The sequence below is a fragment of the Viridibacillus sp. d25.2 genome, assembly GCF_055456015.2.
The window spans coordinates 355,464-380,496 of record NZ_CM196652.1; the positions used below are offsets into that span (position 1 = coordinate 355,464).

A 25,033-nucleotide genomic window follows, 5' to 3' on the forward strand; every position below is an offset into this window, starting at 1 on the left:
ATCTACAATACGGCAAAATCGGTGGGTTTATTTGGCCTGAAAGTCCAAGGAGCTTCAACAATATCTGCGGTGAATTTGAAACGTATCTTAAAGCTATTAAATGAATAATAAGGGGAATACAAAAAACACCGGCACTTTCTGTTCAAAATCGAACAAAAAGTGCCGGTGTTTACTATTGGAGAACAGTACATCTTTTTTCAGTGCCCTCTGTGTTTTATAGGGGATTATTTTTTAGATGAGTATCCCGTTGGTAAATCTGAAGAAACTTCTCTTTAAATTTTACCAGTGGATTTTTTGGAGAATTGGAGTTTTTGTGATGTTTTAAATCGGCTTTTTACAAATACAGAGTTCAAATAAAATTCTATTGTGATGCAGTCAAATAATTGTTGGTTTCTGAAAATAAAATATATAATTAAGGAAGAATAAGGAGGTTTTTTATATGCAAAATTTTACTTTTTGGAATCCTACGAAACTCATTTTTGGACAAGGACAGTTAGAGCAGATAAAAACCGAGGTGCCGAAATACGGTAAAAAGGTATTAGTTGTTTATGGTGGCGGAAGTATTAAAAGAAATGGTCTATACGACAATGTGATGAATATGTTAAATGAAATAGGCGCAGAGATATTTGAGCTTTCTGGAGTAGAACCTAATCCTCGACTTACAACAGCTAGAAAAGGGATTGATATTTGTAAAACTGAAAATATCGATTTTATTTTAGCAGTTGGAGGCGGTAGTGTAATCGATTGTACGAAGCTTATTGCAGCAGGAGCAAAATATGACGGAGATGCATGGGATTTAGTCGTTAAAAAAGCATTTGCAACAGAAGCTCTTCCATTCGGAACGGTATTAACACTTGCTGCAACAGGCTCTGAAATGAATGCTGGTTCTGTTATTACGAATTGGGAAACTCAAGAGAAGTATGGTTGGGGAAGTGCTGTAACATTCCCGCAGTTTTCAATTTTAGATCCAGTTAATACTTTCTCAGTTCCTGAAAATCAAACGATTTATGGAATGGTAGATATGATGTCGCATGTATTAGAACATTATTTCCATCTTGAAGAAAACACGCCTTTCCAAGATCGTATGTGCGAATCTTTATTGTTAACTGTCATGGAGACTGCACCAAAGTTGTTAACTGACCTTGAAAATTATGAGTATCGTTCAACGATTTTATATAACGGCACTATGGCATTAAATGGAATATTAAATATGGGCTATCGTGGAGACTGGGCTTCTCATAATCTTGAGCATGCCGTTTCTGCAGTTTATGATATTCCTCATGGTGGTGGACTTGCGATTCTATTCCCTCATTGGATGGAACACAATCTAAAAGTGAAACCAGCACGATTTAAACAATTGGCTGTACGAGTATTTGGTGTTGATCCTGAAGGGAAAACTGATGAAGAAGCAGGCTTAGAAGGTATTCAGAAATTACGCGAATTCTGGAACAGCATCGGGGCTCCATCACGTCTAGCTGATTATGATATTGATGATAGCAAACTAGAGATTATGGCAGACAAAGCAATGATTTATGGTGAATTCGGTAATTTCGCAAAACTGAACAAAGAAGATGTAATGGATATTTATCGCGCTTCAATGTAATGTTGGAAAATTAGATTATATATATTTGAGCCATAGAGAGGATTATTTCTCATTGGCTCTTTTTTATTTCCCCACATAATAGATAAATGGAGTCTATCTTAAGATATAATAATGAATATTAAAATAGTAGATGGATAAAAAGAATCTGCCATATTTGGAGCGTTGTCAAAAGCAAAAGGAGATGCAGGGATGCAGAAAGAATCACGTGCAACAACCGCTTTATTAATCACATTTGTGGTCATCGCTTGGGGAATGTGTTGGCCGATATACAAATTAGCTCTTAACTATACACCACCTTTGTTATATGCCGGAATGCGTACCCTATTTGGTGGTATTTTATTGGCCGGAATATTATTACCACAATGGCGCAAAATTGAATGGAAAAAGAATTGGAAAGTTTACGTGATAGTCGGCTTATTGAATACCGTTATATTTAATGGTGTACAAACAGTTGGTCTGCAATATTTACCATCAGGTTTATATTCAGTAATTGTTTATTTACAACCAGTATTAGTACCAATTCTAGCTTGGATGTGGCTAAACGAATCATTATCTGCGATAAAAGTTGTAGGGCTGGTTATAGGTTTCGCGGGAGTAGCCGCAGTATCGCTAGATGGTTTTACAGGTAATGTATCATTATTCGGTATAATGTTAGCGCTTATTACCGGTGTTGGCTGGGCAGTTGGCGTTGTATTTGTTAAAAAAACAAGTACACAAGTACATGGGTTATGGCTTGTCGCGATTCAAAGTATTATTGGTGGGACAATCTTAAGTATGGGTGGAATAGCAACTGAGCATATTTCAGATATAATATGGAATTTTAGTTACATTAGTTGTTTATTATTCGGAGCGGTTATCGTTGTCCCAGGTGCTACAGCAGCTTATTTCTATTTAATGAGTTCAGGTGAATCAAGCAAAGTATCTTCTTTTACATTTTTAGTACCACTAATTGCTGTAGTCATTGGTACGCTGTTCTTAAATGAACCATTTACATATTCACTATTGTTAGGACTTGTATTGATCTTAATCAGTATTTATTTAATTAATCGCCCAGAAGCAGGTTTTTCCTTTGTTCGGCGTGTAGAGCATAAGCATCTATAAAGCAAGTTGTTAATTAATATAGCAGAAATAACCTCAAATTGTGGATGCTCAATAATCCCTTTTTGGGGTTTTTATATGTAGTTAAATACGGTAGGGACATATGTCCTTTTCAAGATAAGCGTATGTGTTTTTTAATAGAGAGAACAGTTTGAATGGGGGAGAGGAATGTGCGGGGAATTATTTTTGCTTTTTTAGGTGGAGCCTTTATTACGCTACAAGGGGTAGCTAATGCACGGATTAGTCAAGATATTGGTACTTGGCAAACTGCGACAATAACGCAATTAACGGGATTTGTAATGGCTTTACTAATCTTCCTTTTTGTCAGAGACGGCAACTTGCAAATGTTCAAAAAAGTAAAACCATACTATTTGGTTGGTGGGGCATTTGCCGCCATAATTATTTTTAGTAATATTTCGGCGATTCATCAGATTGGTGTTACGCTAACTATATCAGCAGTTCTCATTGCCCAGCTCGGTTTAACTTTTGTTATTGATATTAAAGGTTGGTTTGGTGTGGCAAAACAACAGATGAAGTTACCACAGTTTATTGGCATTGGAATGATGGTAGCTGGAGTTATTATTTTAGGTTTATAAGAAAATTTTAGAATGATTAAGACGAAAGTATAGGAGGTGTAGATGGTTCATGAAGAAAATAGAGAATCATGAGCAACTCAATCATTATTTAAAAGCTTATCAATTAGAATCTATTTTCAATGAGTCTTTAATAGAGCATTTATCGCTTTATAGCTTCGACCAAGGGGAAGATATTTGTTCGCAGGGAGATTCGTCGCATTATCTTTATATACTTGTGAAGGGGAAAATCAAAGTGTTTACTACCTCCTTGGAAGGTAGAAAATTAATCCTCTCCTTTAAGAATCCACTTTATCTCATTGGAGATATTGAATACGTTCAAGATATAGATATCATAAATACAGTTGAAGCCGTTTCGCCTGTTATTATGATCGGTATTCAATATCAATGGCTAAAAAAGTATGGGAGCGATTATACGCCATTATTGCAATTCTTACTCGAAACCATTTCAAGAAAATTCCATATAAAATCAAACTTTTTTAGCTTTAATTTGCTATATCCAGTAGAAGTACGATTAGCTAGTTATTTGTTGTCCATTTCTTTTGATGAATCCGACGCACAATATGATGGAGGACTAAGTACAAATAGTTTAAGGGATGTAGCGGATTTAATTGGAACGAGTTACAGACATCTCAATCGAGTTATTCAGCAATTATGCACTGAAGGATTAATTGAACGTACAAAAGACTCAATCAATGTAACAAATCGTGAGGCATTGAGCACGCTGGCCAATCACAATATTTATGAATGAAATAAACGTAGAGAGGAGTAACAATGATGATTGTAGGGTTAATATTAGCGCTTGTAGCAGGTTCATTAGTTGGTTTGCAAAATATTTTTAATAGCAAAGTAAATGAACATACAGGTTCTTGGGCTTCAACAACATTGGTGTTAGGAATGGGGTTTTTAGCATCACTGATGGTGGGGTTAATTGTTGAGGGTGGAAACTTATTTAATTTACAAAATATGCAACCATGGTATTGGTTCAGCGGGTTAATCGGTGTTGGTGTCGTTACCTGCATTTTGAATGGTATTAAATTGCTTGGTCCGACATATGCCATTTCAATTGTACTGACATCACAACTTTGTTTCGCATTATTATGGGACTCACTAGGTTGGTTTGGGCTAGAGCAAGTTCCTTTTACATTACAGCAGTTACTAGGAGTATTAGTCATAGCTGGTGGCATAATTGTCTATAAATTTGGTGGAAGAACAGTAGAGGCAGGGGAGCAACTATGAAAAAATATCAGAATTTATTATTTGATGTAGATGATACGTTATTAGATTTTGGTGTAGCAGAGAAAGAGGCATTGTACTTACTTTTTAAAGATCAAAAAATAATCTTAACAGACGAAATCGAAAAGCGTTATAAGGAAATTAATCAAGGTCTTTGGAGTGCTTTTGAAAAGGGCGAAATCAATTGCGATGAGTTAGTAAATACACGCTTTGCTCTTCTATTCAAAGAGTATGGTAAAGAGGTGGATGGTCCCTTATTAGAAAAAAATTATCGAACCCATTTAGAAGAAGGACATCAGCTTATCGAAGGTGCCTTGGAGTTAATCACAAGCCTTCAAGATAGATATAACTTATATATTGTAACTAACGGTGTTTCCAAAACACAGGACAAACGTCTACGGGCTTCAGGATTACATACATTATTTAAGGATATTTTCGTGTCAGAAGATACAGGTTTCCAAAAGCCGATGAAAGAATACTTTGATTACGTCTTTGCACGAATTCCAAACATATTGGCAGAGGATACTTTAATTATCGGAGATTCCTTAAGTTCAGATATTAAAGGTGGACATTTAGCAGGTATTGATACGTGTTGGTTTAACGCGCATATGAAGCCAAACAATACTGAAATTATGCCAACTTATCAAATTCAAAAACTTGAAGAGTTATATCAAATACTAAAAAGAAAATAATGATTTTAGATTAATTACTGTAGTTAGGGCGTTCGGAATGCGGCTTCAAAGCTGTATTTTCGAGCGTTTCGTTATTTTTATAAGATTGAAGAGAAAGAAGATTTTTAGAGGAAATAAGAAATGACAGCGGTTTTGGCAAAAAAGGGAACGCAAGGAATGCTTGTAAATATGAGAAGACTATGACAGTATATAAGCATGTAAGCAACAACCTATATAACTTTAGTATGTCCAGCTCGTAATGGCTTTTTTTACAGAGCACTATAAATCCTTTCAGGGGTGAATGGACCACAACGAACGGAGGAAATAACACTATGTTAGATTTACCTAATTGTCCAAAATGTAATTCAGAATACACTTACGAGGATGGAAGTCTTTTTGTATGCCCGGAGTGTGCACACGAGTGGACTTTAGAATCTGAAGAGAGTGAAGATACAAAAGTCATCAAGGATGCTAATGGAAACGTCCTAAACGATGGTGATTCAGTTACTGTTATTAAAGACCTTAAAGTAAAAGGTAGCTCTTCTGTACTGAAAATCGGGACAAAAGTAAAGAGCATCCGCTTAGTCGAAGGGGATCATAATATTGATTGCAAAATCGACGGTTTTGGAGCAATGAAATTAAAATCTGAATTCGTTAAAAAGATTTAATATCAGATTGCTATAGGAGGATTCATTTTGAGTAGTACTTTATCAAAATGAGTTCTTTTTTATTCCATTAAGTTAAAGGAATATAAAAAGACAACAAATGCAGGCTTAGCTATAGTAAGTGCCTACTACATAGGGGGCACTAACATAACTCGTCCTTTATTCGTTGCCTTTTGCGGAGATTATCCATCTTTAACTTAATCGTCTGAAGGCTTATGAGCAATATGGACACGTTCCCTCTTGTTTATAAATTTTGGGCTTACCAAAATGATCTTACGGATTCTTTACTAGAACCAAATCATTAGCATTTCGTATAGAGGGACGCTTATGATTATGAAACTATAGAATCGGCTCATATCAAATTAATCTACACTATATTCGATAAACTCAAAAAAATCAGGTGTTTGTATTTCTTGAAGATAATTTAATTTCTCTAAAATCTTCATACTGATCTCCTGTTCCAAATCTTCTCGCTCTTGCATACGAGTGTTAATCAAACTTTTCTTAATAGCAGGTCTAAAGATTTCTAGTAATCGTTCTAGGTCTTTGTTTTCTACTTCATGCAAGATTTGGTTTTCCATCATATTCCCCCATTTCTTTCTGAAATCTAAAAACAAAACATAATAATTTACGTATAGAATGAAAAGGTAGTGCCTTATTTTATTGCCCTTGTTTGCATGCATTTCTTAATTTCTTTAAAGCAGCTTGATGGTTATATGAAATAGTTTGTTCAGATTCATTTAATATTTTTGCGATTTGTTTGTTATTAATATTATGAATGTAGATTAATTCTAAAATACGTAATTGCTTATTTGATAGCAACTTCATTTTAGAATTAAGATGTGCATTAGCAATATAGTCACTAATGTTTTTTTGTTTTTGTTGAAAATTGATAAAAGTAGTATCTTCATCGGTCGACATCAGAAGGTCCATTAATAGGTGTTTTTCTTGAGCGATGGATTCTTCAGTTACACCGGGAATAGGAAGATTCTTTTTATAATAGTTACGTAACTTTTTATCAAATTCAATTGCAGAAAAGTGGATGGTTTTTGAAATATAAGAAATTAGGATAATGTTTTTATAATATCTGCGAAAGGAAGCATTTAGTTGTTCGATACTTTCTTTGTCCATATCATTGATTGCCTTATTAAAAATATGTTGGTTTTCGCCACTTTTTAAGAATTCTTTCATAATAGGTTGTTTCATCATAGCATCATATTTCTTGAAAAATTCTTCTTCTCTAACTGTCATCATCTACACTCCTCCTTTCATGTGAAAGAGAAATATAATACAAATTGATCGAGAAATATTATTATGAAATTTAGAATTTTTATAAGTGCAAAAGTTGTTTTTGAATTATTTTACATTTCTAGTTTATGGTTAAATTTAATAATTATGTTAATTTTAACGATAACACACATGTTTGAAATGAAAATGTATCTTTTTTATCATTTTTAATGAAAAACGCATATCATTATTAAAAATAAATAATGATTTTTGATAATAGGACTTCTAACTTTTTTATACAAAAAGCAACTAATGATAAATTCTAACTATAAAATTAGATTAGAAGGGTCATAATTCCTTTGTTTTTCTCTTTTAAATTTTGAACTATCTAGTAACTGTCGATGCTGCTTTCATATATTATGACCCTTTTAATAATCACAGCTTGGTGAGTTATGACAAGAGATTCAATTGTTTAATTCACCCTTTTTTTTTCTGAACAATTACTTCCCGGAGATAGTCTAACCCAGTTGATAATCGTTCTAGTTTTTTTTCAAATCGTATTAATAGATATATTGTCATTACAATTGGAAATCCAAGATTCGAGATTAAATAAACCCAATCTGCATCGGTTCCCATATTAACCCCTCCTATTTTAATTGGATAAAGCCATTGCCCACTTGACTGATAGGGAAATCCATTTTGCTTGAATGACTACTAAAATATCTCTCAATTTGTGCTGGGAGTAGCATTTGGTCATATTTGTGTATGAGATTTAAGATTAAAGCAACTGCTCCCGAAGCATGTGGAGCAGCCATTGAAGTACCAGTTAATTTTACATATTTCCCATCTAGGTGAGTTGATAAAACATCTTCACCAGGCGCCATGAATTTTAGATTTAAATTAGTATGTGAAAAAACTGACGGAACTAAATCGTTATTAACAGAGCCTATTGAAAGTGTTTCTTCGTAAAAAGCGGGGTAGGATATTTCGTATGTTTCAGAATCACCATCACCACCATTTCCTGCTGCTGCAACGATAATGAGACCGGCATCATATACATTTTTTACTGTTTTATATAATTCATTTGTATGTGTAGGACCTCCTAGCGACATATTAATTACGCTTACTTTTTCTCCGTTAGGACCTGTCCATTTCATCGCATAATTCAAAGCCTCAATTAATTGATCGTAAGAACCAGAACCTTTTCTATCTAAAACTTTTAAAATTAATAGGTTACATTTAGGAGCCACACCTATCACACCTACCCCATTATTTCTAGCTCCTATAATTCCAGCAACGTGTGTACCGTGTCCATTATAATCTTCAAAAATGTTCGGATCCCCATTATCATCATCTGTGAAATTATATCCACCAATAATGGCAGCTTTTAAATCTGGGTGATGTGTGGCAATACCCGTATCCAAAATAGCTACAACAACTCCACTACCTTCGGAAGCCTCTGTCCAAACCTCTCTAGCTTTGATGAGATCTACTCCAGGAGGAACAACTTCTAACTCATTATAAAATGATAAAATTTTGTATTTACCTAATTCGATTTTCGGCATAGTATCCATCCTTTTCATATTAGTTTTTTTGTACAAAATAAATTCACATGACATAGGGCAAAACATACTAAACAAAGCAATGTCTTGACGGATATTTCCTAGGCAATGATTAATTTGGTCTTTTAAATTCCTCCTTTATTCTTCGTTATATTCTTTAAAGAGATATTTAGAATAAATTATCAAAATAGTTAATCAATTTAGGTCTAATATCATTATGGTGACCTTAAATTTGGATACTTAAATAGACTGTCCAGGAAAATAGGAGGGGAAAGGCATAAGGAAGTAAAGTGTAGAGCTCTTCAATTTGGTTGAGATGCAGTTGATAAACGGTTAAACGAGTATTCATGTTTTGCATGAGGAACGGATTAATTGTTTTTTTATGTATTTACATAATATACAAATTTAGGTATGTTTTATATAACTACATTAGTTAGGGAGGATGGTGATGATCAATGGAACCTAAATGGCTTGAATGGGCAAAACAACTTCAATCCATTGCACAGGCGGGGTTAACTTATTCAAAAGATGTCTACGACTTGGAAAGGTTTGAGTCAATAAGGAAAATTAGCGTTGAAATGTTGTCACATCAAACAGGAATGGATAAGAAAAAAATAAAGGATCTATTTGTAAATGAAACCGGCTATGCCACTCCGAAAGTAGATGTTAGAGCAGTCGTTTTTCAAGATAATAAACTATTAATGGTTAGAGAAAATACTGATGGTGACTGGGCGTTACCAGGTGGTTGGGCTGACATTGGATTAACGCCAAGTGAAGTCGCGGTGAAAGAAGTAAAAGAAGAATCAGGGTTTGATGTAAAAGTAGTTAAGTTGTTGGGTGTACTAGATAAGAAGTGCCATCCACATCCTCCTTCTCTTTATCATGTTTATAAAATATTTATTCAATGTGAAATAATTGGTGGAGAACCAATGGAAGGCATCGAAACAAATGCCGTGGCTTTTTTCTCTGAAAATGAATTACCAATTTTATCAACAGCTCGGAATACAAAATCGCAAATTGAGTGGGTGTTTAAAAGTCGAAATGATCTACAAGAACCCGTTTATTTAGATTAATTTATTTTAGTAATAGTGATTTATAATTTGACTTCGAGGGTGCAAAGGTTACAGCGCTATTGATTGATGGTGAGTTTGTGAATGAGATGTATATGTATAAATTATTGTAATTCTATAAGGAAGTGGAGAGTCAATGCAGCAATTATCTGTTGGGAATATGAATATGGAATTTGCAAAAGAAATATTAGGTTGGAGATATGCAGCACCATATGATTTTTATAACAACGAATTAGATGCAGAATCATTAAATGAGATGTTAGATAACTCATATTACTCCGTAGTCAATAATAGCGGGGAATTGGTAGGCTTTTTTTGTTTTGGACAATCTGCACAAGTACCAAGTGGTTCACAGTTTGGTACCTATTCAGAAGAAATGATTGATATCGGCGTAGGGATGAAGCCAGGATTAACAGGCAAAGGGTATGGTTATAACTTCTTTTCATTCATACTTAATTACATTCAAGCTGAAAATTATCTACCATTACGTTTAACTGTTGCTAAATTTAATCAGAGGGCTATTCACCTGTATGAAAAATTTGGTTTTGTTAGGTTTATGGAGTTTCGTAACGATTCAACTGAATTTATTGTAATGATTAAGAAAGATCTATAATGGTTTTTCAATTAATAGTTGTGAGGGGTGAAAATAAATTAATAATGATCAACTTTATTTCAACACTATACAGGAATGATTATTTTATAAAGGAGTACTTTTAATGGATAGAAAAAATCTACAATCATTTTGTGAGGGGTTACCGGGTATAACTCATGATTACCAAGTAGATTGGCAAGCAGATCGTTATCATGTAGGTGGGAAGATGTTTGCGATGTTAGGAGGAGATTCTGAAGGAAAGCCTATTATAACTTTAAAATGTGAACCTAATCGTGCTGTAGAGTTACGTGAGACTTATGAGAGCATTATCCCAGGGTATTATATGAATAAAACACATTGGAATTCATTATATTTGGAATCAGATTTACCTGCCGATGTATTTGAGAAGCTAATTTTACATTCATATAATTTAATTTTTGAAAAATTAACTAAGAAGGCCCAAAAAGAAATTGTAGCAGAATAATCTTTAAAATAGATCTCCTAAGGGCATGAAGTAGTGATAAATAAAGAAAATAATTCTTTGAATAAACTGGCTAAAATAGTCAGTTTTTTATTTTTAGAAAAATCGTTGTACTTTTTCAATTTAATAATAAATATTAAAAGGTATTTTGACATCCATATTTTCAGGTCTCTGATGAACGAGTATGACCAAGGGGATTAAATCAGGATTAACAGTTAAGGAGTATGGTTCTGCTTTTTTTGTAATTAATTAATCAAATTCAAGATGAAAAATTCTTCATACTTAGTAGCATGTAAAAATTCCACCTATAAAGATTTGTTAATAATGGTAATATTCTGCATTTCAGTTTTACCATTGAAGTAAAATGATTCCAATGTTAGTGTTGTAATGTAAGCGAAAGTTTATTAAATGGGAGTATATGTTCTATAGTTTTCTCTTTTGAATTATTAGAGTTAGGGTAGGTAACTTGGAGTTTTATAACTGCGTTGTAAGTGTTTAGTTTATGTAATCATAAAATAAGCTAAGAAGAGTATTATAAATCAAAAATGTATATTAAAAAGGAGCTAGTTGTATGAATGGGGAAATTAGAATTTTTGGATTAGTAGCATTATTGAGCGTTTCTTTGATAATACCAAATTCAGTTTTTGCAGAACAAGTGGAGACCGAGATGGATAGTGGTGCTTCTCTTATAGATGAAAACTATATTCAGAATGAAGAATATTATAAAGGGCTCGAAAAAGCAAAAGATGAACAAATTGAAAAGGAAGAACAAGTATTTCAAGGAAAAAGAATGGCTGCAAGAGCAAATGAATACTACACTATAAATGTTCCACATAAAAAGCAAGAACATTTCAATTTTTGCGGCGTTGCAGCTGGAGTGCAAACTTTGGCTTTCCATAAAGCAAAAAGTGGCGATTCTACGAAGTTACCTGAACAGAAAACTTTTGGGTGGACGATTGGTGTATTACCTGAAAAATCAGGAACAACGTCTACAAGTTTAGCTACTGGGCTGAATGCGTATAAAACGACTTATGGTTTTAAAAGTAATCCATACATAGTAGGAAATATAGCACAATTTGATAAACCAGCGGTAACATTAGAAAATCGTGTGAAAAACACCTTAAGAGCAAAAACTAATGCACCTATTTTATTATTACACACAGAAAAGTTATCGAGATATGTTCTTGCTCCAAAAAATTATAGACATTATGTAATTGTAAGTGGTTATGATCAAGGAAAGGATCAATTTAGATTAGTTGATTCGAATCATGTAACAGTTATTGATAAAAATACAAATAATAAGGTAGCTTTTGGTGGGATTTATTGGTCTAAATTAGGGACGACAGGAAGTGCAAAGGGAGTAGCAAGGGCTGTATTCGAAGCCAATATCAAAACTGCAAAAAATCCAGTTATGGTTTGGTAAGTATTTTGAATTGGAACATGAAATACTCTAAACATTTCATGTGTGTATTTAATATTAGGTTAGGAGATACCTTCTAAATGTCTTTTAAAAAAATATGGATCTTTATAATAATCGTATTGATTTCATCTTGTAGCTTTTATCTATACAAAGCAAATTCTTCGGCTGAAGAAAAGGATGAATGGTCAGTAACTACTCATATCGAAGATAAAGATTTTAATGTGAACCGTAAATTACCCTATAATGAGATAAGTTCATATGCAGCTTATGAAAATAATGTGTATATGAGTGTTGACGATAAAAGTTCTTCAGGAATGTCTAATAAAGTAGTTCAATATGATAGAACAACAAAAGAGCTTACAACACTTTTTACAACAAAATTTAAAGAACCTTCTGTACAAGGTGTACGTACAAATGCGGATTGGCTAACGTGGGTAGATAGTGATGATTTTGGAGAGCAGACGAATATATATATTATGAACAAGAGCACAAAAAAGATAGAGATGATTACAGATGCAAATAAGAAGTTCATAAAAAATGAATTCCCTGTTTTGTCAAAAAATCATATTTCGTGGATTTATCATGATAGCAAAAAAAAGCAATCATATGTGAATACATATAATCTTATAACGCATGAAAATAAAACTATTCATAAACTAAATATTCATAGTCTAGAAAACTCTCAGTTATCAGCTAAGGAAGGAAAATTATTTTTTATTGATTGGAAAAATAATAGTGCATATATATATGTATTCGACATAGAGAAACAAAAGCTAGATGTATTTAAAAGTCCGTATAATAAGATTGGAGGACTGCGAGCATTAAATGATTATCAGCTAACGTTTTTTGCATTTTTTACCGAGGATTTTTCAGATAATAAATTAATTTTCTATGATACTAAAATGAAGAAAACGAAAGAATTCTCAGATAAGTACATGGGGGTTGATAGTTTGGCTACAGATAATAATCAAGTGTTTGTTCATACTGAAGCGAACAATTATTTCCAAAGGTATAAAATTACTGAAAATGGTATACAGAAAATGGGGAAAGTAACTGAAGATAACATATTTGATATGTCTGTTGAAAACGGACTTTATTTGATGCGCATAGAAGATATAGAGTTCAAAAAAAAATTACTCAAAAAAAGATTGGTTATTACATCCAAATTACAATAACAAATAGTAATAGGTGCTAAAGAGACAAATAATCTATGTAAAAGAGGCTGTCTAATAAGTCTCGTTTTAACTCTTAGGCTCCTCATTTTAAAAACCAAGGATGCTGATTTAACAGCATCTTTGGTTTTTTATTTGCTTTTTTCGGCTGATTTACCCCTTTTGGGACGGCCCCTTTTTTGAGCATTGCAGAATTGAAAAGAATGAATGTTTTACATACGGGTTTTTTTCAAAATATCTTGTATGAGAATGGTCTAATTGTAAGGGAGTTTTGATTTGTTTATTTAAACAAACCAAAATAGGCGAGTAAACTAAAATAGTATGTCTACAGTTTGAAGTGATTTTTCATTGAGAAAAGTCACTTTTTATTTGTAAAAAAAATTTTTATTTACTTTTCTAAAACTTGGGAGTAATATTACATCAGTTTCAAATTTCTAAATCGCTGAAGTGAAAAACACGGGGGAACCATTTTGAGGATTGTAATGTAATCCTAGGGGTGAATCCTTTGAAGAAGGAAGGGCTACTCAAGGTCCGAATCCGACAGCTAACCTCGTAAGCGTTATATGAGAAGGAAGGTGGAGCTTGTTAGACAGAAATCCTAATGTCTACAGGTCTATTTGTTGATGACCTGTAGGCTTTTTTTATTCACTAAAAGTAGAAAATCCTCTAGATTGGGTGAGAAATATGAAAGCGTCATTGAAAAGATTTTTGATTGGTAAACCTTTGAAATCAACTGAATTGGGTGAACAAAGGTTAAATAAAACGAAAGCATTGGCGATCCTTTCTTCGGATGCTTTATCATCTGTAGCGTATGGTCCTGAGCAGATATTGATCGTTTTAGTAACGGTTGGAGCAGCTGCGTTATGGTATTCAATACCCATTGCATTTGGCGTTATCATTCTCTTAACAGCACTTATCCTATCATACCGTCAAATTATTTATGCTTATCCTCATGGGGGAGGAGCTTATGTTGTATCGAGAGAAAATCTCGGAGTTAATCCAGGTCTTGTTGCTGGAGGTTCATTACTAGTCGATTATATATTGACGGTGGCTGTTAGCGTATCTGCTGGAACGGATGCTATAACATCGGCGCTTCCAAGTCTTCATGAGTATAATGTAGAGATTGCCATTGTATTTGTTATCTTATTAACGATTTTAAATTTAAGAGGCGTGACGGAATCAGCATCTGTTTTAGCATATCCTGTGTACTTATTTGTGTTAGCTTTATTTATCTTAATTGGTGTAGGAATCTTTAATGTAGTGACAGGTAATGTATCACCGAGCTTGCATACATCAATTGGTACGCCTGTCGCAGGACTTAGCTTGTTTATTTTTTTAAAGGCTTTTGCTTCAGGTAGTTCTGCTTTAACAGGTGTCGAAGCAATTTCAAATGCCATTCCAAATTTTAAAGAACCTGCACCAGTAAATGCAGCGAAAACTTTAATGGCAATGGGTGGATTATTGGCTGTTTTATTTTCAGGGATTGTTTTCCTGGCTTATTATTACGGCATTGTACCGAGCGCGACATCAACTGTTGTTTCCCAAATCGCTGAAGCGAGCTTTGGGCGCAATATAGTTTATTATTTCATTCAAGGGACAACAGCATTAATATTGGTGCTAGCTGCTAATACAGGATATTCTGCATTCCCATTACTAGCTGTGAATCTATCAAAAGATAAATTTATTCCGAGAATGTTTCAAGTTAGAGGAGATCGTTTAGGGTATTCTAATGGAATAATTTTATTGAGTTTGGCAGCAATTCTATTAATCATCGTTTTTAATGGCACTACAGAGAATTTAATTCCGCTCTATGCTGTTGGGGTGTTTATTCCTTTCACCTTGTCTCAAACAGGAATGATTGTAAAGTGGATAAGAGAAAAACCTCAAGGCTGGGTAACAAAATTAATCATCAATTCAGTTGGTGCGATAATTTCATTTGTTGTAACGATTGTGTTTTTTGTGACAAAGCTTTCAGAAGTCTGGCCAGTCTTTGTTTTCTTACCAATCATTATCTTTGCTTTCCACCGTATAAAAAAACATTATGATTCAGTTGGACCACAGCTCAGATTAGTAGCAGATGAACAAATTCCACCGATTGAAGGAAATGTTATTATTGTTCCTGTCGCAGGCATTACGAAGGTCGTAAGAAATTCATTAAATTATGCTAAATCATTATCAGCTGATCAAATTATTGCGGTTTATATTGCATTTGAAAGAGAGGATACGAAAAAGTTTGAGGAGCAGTGGAAGAAGTGGCAGCCTGATGTGAAGTTGGTGACATTGTACTCGCCGTATCGCAGTATTGTGCAACCACTAACAAAATTCATAGACAAAGCTGAAAGACTTGCGAGCAAATCGAACTATCAAGTTTCTGTTGTGATTCCACAATTTTTGCCTAAGAAAGGTTGGCATAATATTCTTCACAACCAATCGAGTCTATTAATACACACGTCTTTACTATACCGAAGAAATGTAGTTCTCATCACAGTTCCATTCCATTTGCAAAAGTAAAGGAGGATGTTATAAAGTTTTACCGAATATATAATACACTTAGTATATATGTAATAAAGCCCTGTATTTAAATACAGGGCTTTATTTTTCCTTACAAATATATTTTGATTAAAGACACGAATAAAGGAGATTCTATGATTATTTTAATTAATGGCGCATTTGGTGTTGGAAAAACAAGTGTTTCTGAACAATTGCATACGAATTTAGAAGAGAGTATTATTTTTGACCCGGAAGAAGTAGGGTTTATGCTTAGAAATATTTTGCCTAACAATATAAAGAAAATAGAGGCACCTAGTGGAGATTTTCAAGATTTTATATTGTGGAGAAAGTTATTTGTGGAAACAGCGAAAGGTCTTCAAAATCAATATGGGAAGACATTGATTGTTCCTATGACTATTAGAAACTTTGAATATTTTACTGAGATTATGGAAGGCTTACATATAGTAGATAAAGAAGTGTATCATTTTTGTTTAACAGCCACCAAAGTGACGATTCATAAACGACTGTTAGAGCGGGGAGAAGTTGAAGGGGATTGGTGTTTTAAGCAAACAGATCAATGTTTAGCAGCATACGAAAATAATGACTTCTCACATTACATTAATACTGAAGATAAAAATTTAACTGAAATAATTAAAGAAATTGTTGAGAAGTTAAATTAGTCTTTGTATATGAAAATGAATTAGTAAGGGGTAGATTTTGTGGAGATTCAAGGAATAAACCATCTATTATTTTCTGTTTCAAATTTAGAAAAGTCCATTGAATTTTATCAAAATGTATTTGATGCAAAGTTATTAATAAAGGGACGTTCCACAGCATATTTTGATGTCTGTGGTATATGGCTAGCATTAAATGCAGAAGAAGATATTCCGCGCGATGAAATACATCAGTCCTATACTCATATTGCCTTTTCAATAAAGGAATCAGATTTTGATACCATGTATGAAAAACTGAAAGATTTAAATGTAAATATACTATCAGGTCGGCAAAGGAATCAACGAGATAAGAAATCTATCTATTTTACCGATTTAGATGGTCATAAGTTCGAATTTCATACAGGTACTTTACAAGACAGAATGAATTATTATAGGCAAGATAAAGAGCATATGGAGTTTTATTAATGACAACTAATGTTTACTTTGTACGGCATGCACATTCAGTATATACACCGGATGAATTATCACGACCATTATCCGAAAAAGGGCTGAGGAAAGCTAAGAGCATTTTAGAAAAGTTTAAATTAGAGAAAATTGATACATTCATATCTAGCCCTTATAGAAGAGCGGTCCAAACAATTGAACCTCTAGCAAAATATCATAATGCTGAAATTAAGCTAGATGAGACTTTTCAAGAGCGTAAATTGGCTCAAGGGAAAGTAAAAGATTTTACTTCAGTAATAACAAAAGTTTGGCAAAAACCAGGTTTTGCATTTGATGGAGGAGAATCAAATCATAAGGCTCAGGCAAGAGGTATAAAAGGTTTAATGAATGTACTCCATACCTACCAAGATAAAAACATTATGATTGGTACACATGGGAATTTAATGGTACTAATTATGAATTATTTTGATTCAAAATATAATTTTGAATTTTGGAAGGAGCTCCAAATGCCGGATATCTATAGGTTGTCTTTTGAAGGTGAGAAGTTAATGGAGATAGAACATATTCATTAGAGCCTTCTTCAATTAATTTGTAATTCATAATTGATATTTTTGAGAGGGAGATTAGTAGATGAGGATAATTGATACGACTGAATATTTTTTAGAAAATTACAAGCCCACAAGTAGCTGTTTAAAAAGCTACTACGAAAAGTATCCTAAAATATTTCAAGAGTATTTTTTGTATCACTGCAAAAATACAGAAGAACGCCATTTGCTATCGATAAGTAAATATGAACATAATTTCGAGAACATTAGATTAGTTAGCGAAAGAATTGTTCCTATTATTGAGAGAATAGAATTAAGCTATAAAGAAAAATATGACGTAGAGTTTCCGATAGATGTAAACCTACTAATTGGTGGTTATGGTTCGAATGCTTATACATATAGAGAAATTATTCCTAACATTAGTTTCGCGCTAGAGAAATTATCTCCAGGAATTAGTCATTTGGAATATATCGTGGCACACGAGTTCGGTCATGCAACTCATAATATTATTTCAGATAGGAATAAAATCGATTGGAACAAAATCGATTGGATCAATCCTCTCACCTGGCTAAACCAAGAAGGCGCTGCTACGCATTTGTCTCGCCAAGCCGTTCCACACCTATTTCCTCATCAGTATTTTTCTTACGATGAGGATGGAGAAGAGTGGTTATTATTTGCTCAGGCGAATTATGATGACATTAAAAGAGCATTTCTTGAAGATTATCTACAACTAAACTCTAAAGAATTATTTTACGAGTGGTTTTCTATTAATGGTGGGAAGAAATTCAAACACACGCGCCTTGCGTACTTTTTAGCAGATGATTTCTTTCAAAAGCAGGTAGCTTCATTAGGGGAAATAGGAGCAATTATTGCTTGGGGGCGAGATGATTTTAAACAAATGGTTGAAAAATGGTTACATGCATTAAAGATGTAATAATAGGAATATCATCTATGTACATAACAACGGTTCACATAAGTCATCTATCAATATTTGAATGATAGGTGACTTTTTAATTTCTAATGCAGCTGTTCTAGTGTTCATGGCATAATGTACACAGTGAAAATGAAGGTAATTAATGGAGGGTATTATGGAGTTAAAGAAGATTTTAATAGATTGGGTATCGATGCCCATATTAGAACGTAAAGCTGTGATTGCTAAGCAAGGAGATGAGTTGCTTTCAAATATGCTACAGGAAATTGGTGCTGTAGATGCTGAACTACGTGATCAGTTGATTTATAGAACATTTATGGAGATGCTTGCAGACCGGTTACTAACACATGAGCAAATGCATTTTATGTTTAGAGAGATTGTATCGGAGAAATATTTGTTTTTCCAAATAGGTGATGAGCAGAGTGATACAGTATTAACGCGTTCTTTTACAGCGCTATTATTAACAGGTATTTTAACAACGGATGCGGAATTAGGGTTCTTATCTAATGAGGAGTTGGCTACATATTTAGAGAAAAGCGGTCACTATTTACAAAAAGAACGCGATATTCGAGGGTTTATAGATGGTAAGGGATGGGCACACAGTATTGCGCATGGTGCTGATTTAGCTGCTGCAACAGTTCGTCATCCAGCCTTTGAACTACGTATGGCACCACCAATACTACAAGCAATAAAAGAATGCCTTTGGAAAAATGCTGTTTATGTAGATGATGAAGAAGAGCGTTTAATCGTAGTGATTGAAGCAATGATGGAAAAAGGTGTTCCAGAAGAAGTGCTTATTGAATGGGCAGAACAGGTCTTTGATAAGTTAGATCATCATCTATATAGCAGAGGATATGATCAATCTTATTTTAAAGCGAGGACCTGCACACTCCATTTTATGAAAACATTATATTTTGCATTGAAAATTAAAAAGATTATGCCGAAATTAGAAGGCGTTGTATATATGAATATTGCTAAACATTTTAAATTGGGTTAAGTAGAAAGGTCCATTCAACAAGAATTTAATGGTGCTAACGATAAATTACTGAAACCCTAAAGAAGTTAAGATAATGGCTTCACATATGAAACGAATGTATAGTGAAGCTGCTAAAATCGAATCAGGAGAATCAACAACAGTTTATATGGTTACAGAAAGTGAATTAATATTTAAGTAATATTTACCCTTTAGATTTCTAAATCTAAAGGGTATTTTTTATTTAAGTAGAATAGTAATTATAAGATTTACAAAGTAGAGGAAGTGTAAAACTATAAAATGTATTTACTACTTTCAAGAACAGTAACATATTTAATTGCCTAAAAATGTTCTACAGAAATCAAATCGTTATTTGTCTTATATATTATGGTGTTAAGGCGTTAGCCATGCACTTTTTAGAAGGACGGGGAATGAATGAGCGCATTAAAAAGAAGGACAGTATTAATAGGCTGTATATTAATACTTTGTGCTTGTAGTATTGAAGAAAAAGCTATTGATAAACTGAGTGAACGGCAAGTTTTGTTTACGGAAAAGAATACGATGGAATACCCTAAGTTAACAGCAAGGGAGGAAACTATACTAGAAAGAACTACGGAACAATATCTCATTTATGAATATCAAATAGACAAATCCTACAATCACTTAAAGTTATGGGTTGAGGCATATGAAAAGGGGAAGTTAGCCGAGTCCGAAGTTTTACTACTTAACTCTGAAGTCGAAGGCAGTGGTACCATCATTTTGAATACAATTAAAAAAGTCGATGCCACTACGGGCAATATATTAAATTTGAGTGTGACTTCTGGAAATGGAAGTAACTCAAGTAGTATAAGAACCCAGCTACCATATATGGCATCTGACCAAACTTTCACCGTATGGAAAAGTACAATTGCGGATGAGAAAAATATTGAGTCAGAAATGATACTAGGTTATATGATTTATGGACATTCTAATGAAACAGAGTCTTACAATTATGAGGAACTTAGCGAGAATCCTGAAAAAATAATCAAAGAGCTATCTGGTTATAAAGAAGTTTATATCGTAAAAAGTAAATTTATAAAAAAGTAGAATATAGTCAATAGTAAAGGCACGACACATTATTGAACTGTGTTGCGTCAGACTGTAGACAAACTCGGGGAAAATGAGTTTTCTACAGTCTTTTTATTTGTAAACAGGATAGAACAGGTTTTCCGAAGCTTACCGCTCGCTTTCCGCGGGTGAGAGTCGAGCCGCTTCGTCGCTACGCTCCTGTAGGGTCTCGTCTGTCTCGCTTTTCCCGCAGGAGTCGAGCGGACGCTTCTCCAAATCTTAAAAGTGTAAAAATTGGCACTCGTGGTGTACTACTTTTGACAATAAGAAAAATTTGATGAGGAAAAATTTTAAAGGCAGTTGGAATGAGCTCAATCAACTGCCTTTTGTCTTCAATCTGAGGCTACACAGTAGACTGTGTCACCTTTTTATGTTGTTCTTAATGCCAACTGTCCATTTTTCATTTCATAGATTTTATCGCAATAAGATAAGATGCTTTCATCGTGTGTCACCATTACAGCAGCTTTATTTTTTTCTTTTACTTCTTTCGCGATGAGTGCAACGATTTCGCTACTACGTTCAGAATCAAGGCTAGCAGTTGGTTCATCAGCAAGAATAATATCGGGGTTGTTCATAAATGAGCGTGCAATCGCGACACGTTGTTTTTCACCACCAGATAGATGCTGTACAAAGTGATTTGCGCGATGAGCAAGACCCACTGATTCTAATAATCCATCTGCTCTCTGTTGTGCTTCCTTATTCCAAGAGCCTGCAAGTTCAGCTACTAATTTAAGTTGATCTTTTACCTTTAAATAAGGAACTAGATTAGAAGCTTGGAATATATAGCCGATTGAACGTAAGCGTACTTCTGCTTTTTGTTTATCGTTATAGTGTGCTATATTTTCGCCGTTAACGATCATTTCTCCACCATCCGGGCTCAGAAGTGCTCCTGCAATAGATAGGACTGTACTTTTACCTGAACCTGATGGACCGAGTATAGCAATAATCTCACCTTTAATTGCTTGGAAATTAAGGTCGTGTAAAATTTCAACTTCCTGTTCACCGTCTTGAAATACTTTACGAATATTTTTTAGTTCTAAAGGAATTTTAGTCATTATTCTGCCCTCCCCATAGCTTGTAATGGATCTGCTTTTACAATGCTAGCACTTGAAAGTAGCGCACCGAAAATCGACACGATAAATAAAACACCAGAGAATATCAGGATTAAGCCAAAGTCAAAGACGAATGGAATACCCTTTGGCATAATAGTTTGTAAGATTGCTGCAAAACCGATTGCCGCACCAATACTCACAATGGATAAGATAGTTACTTGTATAATTGTAGAACCAATGAGAAAACTATTTTTTGCACCAATTGCTTTTAAAACTCCAAATTGATTAACTTTTTGAATCGTCATAATATAGAAGAAAGCTGTTAAAACGAATACTGCTATTATGATTAGAAATACTAGCATCATGAATAATGAGCTTTGTTCAGCATCATAACCAGGTATGCCGTTTATGACATTGCCTTTTTCTACCCAAACCCCATCTTTTATAGTAGATGATACATCTTTTTGTAAATCTGTATCAGCATCCTTTATAACAATTGTGTTATAAGTTACTCTTTGTTTTGATGCAAAAAGTTTTTCCCAGCTTGCTTTATTTACAAAAGTTACTGGTGTATGACTGAACGTTTGTTTTTCAGTAAAGCCGACTACTGTAAAAGTAACTTCTAAGTTTTCTTCGTATAATTTATCGCCAATTTCAATCCCTTGTTTTTTTAACGAATTATCAGCAACAATTGTTGGTTCTTTAGATGATTCTATAGTTGAACCTTCTGTCACTTTAGGCATTAGGAAGCTATTTGGGTCAATTCCCATCATACTTACGTCAACTTTTTTATCTGAGTTTACTTTTTTTAAAGAAAACATTTGTAGACCCACTGTTTGAATATCTTTATTATCATTGATATCAGTTAATGATTTTTTGTCAAAGCGAGAACGATCAAGGCGATTGTCTGCATCTTTATCTAAGTAAAATGCGTATGCATTCATATTCTGTATAGAAGATGCGTTATCTGATGATAGACCGTTTGCTAATCCGCTAATGATAAACACCAATGCGGCAACGAAAAACATGATAAAACCGATTAATAAATATCTAAGCTTAAAAAACCTAATTTCTTTTAATGAAAGAGAAAACATATCTACTTCATCCGCCTTTCTTTGCTATACCCATAATGTACATCTTGAATATGAACGGAGTATGAATAAAAAATTACAAAAAAAGTCAGTTATTATTTGTGGAGAAGTCCACAAGATAATAACTGACGATATTATTGAATGGGTAATGTCACAGAAAAGGTCGAACCTCCATTTTCCTCACTTTTAACAACTATTTTCCCATTATGCAACTTAACGATGGATGAAACGATAGATAAACCGAGTCCAGAGCCTTCAACAGATTGAGTTCTCGAAGTATCTACGCGGTAGAACCGATCGAATATCCTCTTAAGTTCTTTCTCAGATAAACCGATCCCTTTATCTTGAAAATTGATGGTAACCGATGAATCTTTTTTCGCTATGGCTATATCAATGCTACCATTTTCTTTATTGTACTTTATCGCGTTTGTTAAGAGGTTGTCCCAAACGGTATTGAGTAGTAATGGGTCGCCTGAAATTTCGAAATCTGGCAGAGAATAACTGAGCATAATTCCTTTTTCTCCAATCGCCCATTGATATTGGCGGACAAGTTCTTTAATTTGCTCTGCTACATTAAATGTTTTTTTCTTCATAATATCTTCATTTTGATCTAAAGATGAGAGAAGTAGTAGTTGCTTGGTGAGAGTAGAAAGTCTTTCTATTTCGCCATTAATAACTGCAATATATTTTTCTTTATCTTTAGATGGCAGGCTATCTTTTCCTATTAAGTTTGTATAACCTTTAATATTCGAAAGTGGCGACTGAATATCATGGGAAATATTTGATATGAATTCTTTGCGAATATCATCAGATTGTTCTAATTGATTTGCCATATGGGAGAAGCTATTTGCTAGCTTTCCTAATTCATCACTGCGGTTAATATCGAGCTCAACATTAAACTTCCCTTCGGCTAATGAGTTCGTTGCTTTTGTTAATTTAGTAATAGGTTTTACTAAATATTTTGTACTGATGAGTACCATTAAAATACTTAATATTATTGTTAAAGCAAATAGCCAACCAAATAATATATGCATCTCGTTGAAAAGTAACTTTATGTCTGGTCTAAGGAAGAGTGCATATTGTTTGTTATCATGTGTTAATGGTACTCCAACCGTATTTTTCAATTCATTTGCAAAAAAACCAGTGACAAATGTTTCTTGTGGAAAATGAAGAAGTCCGTGGTAAATCTCATTGTTTAACACTTGATCTACCGTAGAATTTGGCAATTCCTTTACGCGAAAATCTGCCCCAAAATAAGTACCTTTTAGAGATGGATCTATCAAGTACAGTTGATAGCCGATGAATGACACATTTTCAAGGTAATCCTTTAAGTCAGTGGTCGGATGTTTTTCCGCAAATTCAGCAATATCTAAGGCGATTTTTGTATTCTTTGCATCGTTAAATGGTTTTAGCTTCTGTTGATAATACGTATTGGATATGAAGAATGATAGCAAGCCACTTAGTAGCATAATGCCAATAGTCAACATAATGAATTTAAAGTAGAGGGATCTCATATACTTTTGTCCTCCAATAAGTAACCGATTCCGCGTACAGTCTTAATATGAATGGTTTCTGTTAAATCTGAAAAGCGCTCACGTAGCCGTTTAATATGAACATCGACCGTACGATCATCACCTGCAAAGTCTAATCCCCAAACTTGTTCGATTAAATGCTCCCTAGAAAATACTTGTTTAGGATGAGACATTAAAAAATACATCAATTCAAATTCCTTCAATGGTAAAAATATTGTGCGGTTACCAATTTGCACTTCATAATTTGATTTATTTATTGAGATGTCACCTAGACGAGCGACAGAATCATCAATTTGTTTATCGTAACGGCGTAATAATGCTTTAATACGAAACAGTAATTCTTGTGGTTCAAATGGCTTTACAAGATAATCATCTGTACCGGAATCATAGCCTCTTTCCTTATCGGTAATTTGATTTTTGGCAGTTAGTAAGATGACAGGAATATCATACTGCTGACGTATCTCTTTTGTTAAAGAATAGCCATCCATATAGGGCATCATCACATCGATAACTGCTAAATCACAGAGCACCCCTTTAAGAATGCGCAATGCTTCCATACCATCATTTGCTTTATATACATGGTATCCAGCATCTTGTAAATGCACCTCTACCAAATTTAGAATATTTACATCATCATCCACAATTAGAATGCTGGTCATTTATTTTTGCCCCTCCAATTTATAACAATGCCTTTGAATAATAATCATATAGTACTTCAGTAGATAATTGAAATCACAAGAATAATTCAGCTATCTTTGTTGACATGAAACCAAATGGTTGTATATAATCGTTGATACGAAACCA

The 25,033-nt window shown here is 33.8% G+C and carries 28 protein-coding genes and 1 riboswitch; of the genes, 20 read left to right on the forward strand and 8 right to left on the reverse strand.

The features are described 5' to 3' along the window. The first annotated feature begins 439 nt into the window (after positions 1-439). From ACZLO7_RS01820 to ACZLO7_RS01850, 7 genes are all read left to right on the forward strand, one after another. Positions 440-1,603 (forward strand): iron-containing alcohol dehydrogenase, encoded by a 1,164-nt coding sequence (locus ACZLO7_RS01820; protein ID WP_464939472.1) that lies wholly within the window; start codon positions 440-442, stop codon positions 1,601-1,603. Positions 1,604-1,792: 189 nt separating this feature from the next. Further along, positions 1,793-2,704: a DMT family transporter gene (locus ACZLO7_RS01825; protein WP_464939473.1), complete on the forward strand. Its 912-nt coding sequence runs from the start codon at positions 1,793-1,795 to the stop codon at positions 2,702-2,704. A gap of 167 nt (positions 2,705-2,871) precedes the next feature. Next, the gene (locus ACZLO7_RS01830) at positions 2,872-3,297 is read left to right on the forward strand and encodes a DMT family transporter (protein WP_464939474.1); all 426 of its coding nucleotides are present in this window, start codon (positions 2,872-2,874) and stop codon (positions 3,295-3,297) included. Between the two features lie 49 nt (positions 3,298-3,346). Further along, a complete protein-coding gene (locus tag ACZLO7_RS01835; RefSeq protein WP_464939475.1) occupies positions 3,347-4,045 on the forward strand; it encodes a Crp/Fnr family transcriptional regulator in 699 nt (232 codons plus the stop codon). 26 nt (positions 4,046-4,071) lie between these two features. Then, positions 4,072-4,533: a DMT family transporter gene (locus ACZLO7_RS01840; RefSeq protein ID WP_464939534.1), complete on the forward strand. Its 462-nt coding sequence runs from the start codon at positions 4,072-4,074 to the stop codon at positions 4,531-4,533. Then, entirely contained in the window at positions 4,530-5,222 is a 693-nt protein-coding gene (locus ACZLO7_RS01845) for a YjjG family noncanonical pyrimidine nucleotidase (RefSeq protein WP_464939476.1), read from the forward strand. Before ACZLO7_RS01840 ends, ACZLO7_RS01845 begins: the two co-directional genes overlap by 4 nt. Positions 5,223-5,533: 311 nt before the next feature. Then, complete coding sequence (locus ACZLO7_RS01850; RefSeq protein ID WP_076034731.1) at positions 5,534-5,869, forward strand: zinc ribbon domain-containing protein YjdM; 336 nt, start codon at positions 5,534-5,536, stop codon at positions 5,867-5,869. A gap of 359 nt (positions 5,870-6,228) precedes the next feature. Here the strand turns inward: ACZLO7_RS01850 and ACZLO7_RS01855 are convergent, their stop codons facing one another. The 4 genes from ACZLO7_RS01855 to ACZLO7_RS01870 all read right to left on the reverse strand — a co-directional run bounded on the left by ACZLO7_RS01855 (position 6,229) and on the right by ACZLO7_RS01870 (position 8,658). Then, positions 6,229-6,450, reverse strand: a complete 222-nt coding sequence (locus ACZLO7_RS01855) for a helix-turn-helix domain-containing protein (RefSeq protein WP_511261378.1) — start codon at positions 6,448-6,450, stop codon at positions 6,229-6,231. Between the two features lie 76 nt (positions 6,451-6,526). Beyond that, on the reverse strand, positions 6,527-7,120 hold the full coding sequence (locus tag ACZLO7_RS01860) for a sigma factor-like helix-turn-helix DNA-binding protein (protein WP_464939479.1): 594 nt from the start codon (positions 7,118-7,120) through the stop codon (positions 6,527-6,529). A 450-nt stretch (positions 7,121-7,570) separates the two neighbouring features. After that, complete coding sequence (locus ACZLO7_RS01865; RefSeq protein ID WP_464939480.1) at positions 7,571-7,729, reverse strand: YvrJ family protein; 159 nt, start codon at positions 7,727-7,729, stop codon at positions 7,571-7,573. A gap of 11 nt (positions 7,730-7,740) precedes the next feature. After that, positions 7,741-8,658: a S8 family peptidase gene (locus ACZLO7_RS01870; protein WP_464939481.1), complete on the reverse strand. Its 918-nt coding sequence runs from the start codon at positions 8,656-8,658 to the stop codon at positions 7,741-7,743. 452 nt (positions 8,659-9,110) lie between these two features. On the opposite strand from ACZLO7_RS01870, the gene ACZLO7_RS01875 reads away from it, so the two are divergent. The 13 genes from ACZLO7_RS01875 (at position 9,111) to ACZLO7_RS01935 (ending at position 20,533) form a co-directional block, all read left to right on the forward strand. After that, a complete protein-coding gene (locus ACZLO7_RS01875; protein WP_464939482.1) occupies positions 9,111-9,728 on the forward strand; it encodes an NUDIX hydrolase in 618 nt (205 codons plus the stop codon). 133 nt (positions 9,729-9,861) lie between these two features. After that, positions 9,862-10,338: a GNAT family N-acetyltransferase gene (locus tag ACZLO7_RS01880; protein WP_464939483.1), complete on the forward strand. Its 477-nt coding sequence runs from the start codon at positions 9,862-9,864 to the stop codon at positions 10,336-10,338. 103 nt (positions 10,339-10,441) lie between these two features. Further along, positions 10,442-10,801, forward strand: coding sequence for an MmcQ/YjbR family DNA-binding protein (locus ACZLO7_RS01885; protein WP_464939484.1), 360 nt, complete (start codon positions 10,442-10,444; stop codon positions 10,799-10,801). A gap of 568 nt (positions 10,802-11,369) precedes the next feature. Next, positions 11,370-12,221 carry a C39 family peptidase gene (locus ACZLO7_RS01890; RefSeq protein WP_464939485.1) on the forward strand — a complete coding sequence of 284 codons (852 nt, stop codon included), beginning with the start codon at positions 11,370-11,372 and terminating at the stop codon, positions 12,219-12,221. A gap of 77 nt (positions 12,222-12,298) precedes the next feature. Further along, the gene (locus ACZLO7_RS01895) at positions 12,299-13,393 is read left to right on the forward strand and encodes a hypothetical protein (protein WP_464939486.1); all 1,095 of its coding nucleotides are present in this window, start codon (positions 12,299-12,301) and stop codon (positions 13,391-13,393) included. A 427-nt stretch (positions 13,394-13,820) separates the two neighbouring features. Continuing rightward, a riboswitch (cyclic di-AMP (ydaO/yuaA leader) is annotated at positions 13,821-13,965 on the forward strand. A 109-nt stretch (positions 13,966-14,074) separates the two neighbouring features. After that, on the forward strand, positions 14,075-15,901 hold the full coding sequence (gene kimA / locus ACZLO7_RS01900) for a potassium transporter KimA (protein WP_464939487.1): 1,827 nt from the start codon (positions 14,075-14,077) through the stop codon (positions 15,899-15,901). 134 nt (positions 15,902-16,035) lie between these two features. Then, entirely contained in the window at positions 16,036-16,560 is a 525-nt protein-coding gene (locus ACZLO7_RS01905; protein ID WP_464939488.1) for an AAA family ATPase, read from the forward strand. Between the two features lie 39 nt (positions 16,561-16,599). Further along, on the forward strand, positions 16,600-17,019 hold the full coding sequence (gene fosM, locus ACZLO7_RS01910) for a FosM family fosfomycin resistance protein (protein WP_464939489.1): 420 nt from the start codon (positions 16,600-16,602) through the stop codon (positions 17,017-17,019). After that, a complete protein-coding gene (locus ACZLO7_RS01915; protein WP_464939490.1) occupies positions 17,019-17,570 on the forward strand; it encodes a histidine phosphatase family protein in 552 nt (183 codons plus the stop codon). The genes fosM and ACZLO7_RS01915 overlap by 1 nt, the downstream gene beginning before the upstream one ends. Positions 17,571-17,628: 58 nt before the next feature. After that, the gene (locus tag ACZLO7_RS01920) at positions 17,629-18,477 is read left to right on the forward strand and encodes a hypothetical protein (protein ID WP_464939491.1); all 849 of its coding nucleotides are present in this window, start codon (positions 17,629-17,631) and stop codon (positions 18,475-18,477) included. A 154-nt stretch (positions 18,478-18,631) separates the two neighbouring features. Further along, complete coding sequence (locus ACZLO7_RS01925) at positions 18,632-19,471, forward strand: DUF2785 domain-containing protein (protein ID WP_464939493.1); 840 nt, start codon at positions 18,632-18,634, stop codon at positions 19,469-19,471. A 70-nt stretch (positions 19,472-19,541) separates the two neighbouring features. Then, positions 19,542-19,649 (forward strand): DUF1541 domain-containing protein, encoded by a 108-nt coding sequence (locus tag ACZLO7_RS01930; RefSeq protein ID WP_464939535.1) that lies wholly within the window; start codon positions 19,542-19,544, stop codon positions 19,647-19,649. 233 nt (positions 19,650-19,882) lie between these two features. Next, a complete protein-coding gene (locus tag ACZLO7_RS01935) occupies positions 19,883-20,533 on the forward strand; it encodes a YgaN family protein (protein ID WP_464939494.1) in 651 nt (216 codons plus the stop codon). A gap of 389 nt (positions 20,534-20,922) precedes the next feature. Here ACZLO7_RS01935 and ACZLO7_RS01940 read toward each other — a convergent pair whose 3' ends face one another. The 4 genes from ACZLO7_RS01940 to ACZLO7_RS01955 all read right to left on the reverse strand — a co-directional run bounded on the left by ACZLO7_RS01940 (position 20,923) and on the right by ACZLO7_RS01955 (position 24,888). Further along, complete coding sequence (locus ACZLO7_RS01940) at positions 20,923-21,609, reverse strand: ABC transporter ATP-binding protein (RefSeq protein ID WP_464939495.1); 687 nt, start codon at positions 21,607-21,609, stop codon at positions 20,923-20,925. After that, complete coding sequence (locus ACZLO7_RS01945; protein WP_464939496.1) at positions 21,609-22,700, reverse strand: ABC transporter permease; 1,092 nt, start codon at positions 22,698-22,700, stop codon at positions 21,609-21,611. The genes ACZLO7_RS01940 and ACZLO7_RS01945 overlap by 1 nt, the downstream gene beginning before the upstream one ends. Before the next feature lie 131 nt (positions 22,701-22,831). Continuing rightward, complete coding sequence (locus tag ACZLO7_RS01950) at positions 22,832-24,211, reverse strand: HAMP domain-containing sensor histidine kinase (RefSeq protein WP_464939497.1); 1,380 nt, start codon at positions 24,209-24,211, stop codon at positions 22,832-22,834. Beyond that, the gene (locus ACZLO7_RS01955; protein ID WP_464939498.1) at positions 24,208-24,888 is read right to left on the reverse strand and encodes a response regulator transcription factor; all 681 of its coding nucleotides are present in this window, start codon (positions 24,886-24,888) and stop codon (positions 24,208-24,210) included. The genes ACZLO7_RS01950 and ACZLO7_RS01955 overlap by 4 nt, the downstream gene beginning before the upstream one ends. Positions 24,889-25,033: the final 145 nt, after the last annotated feature.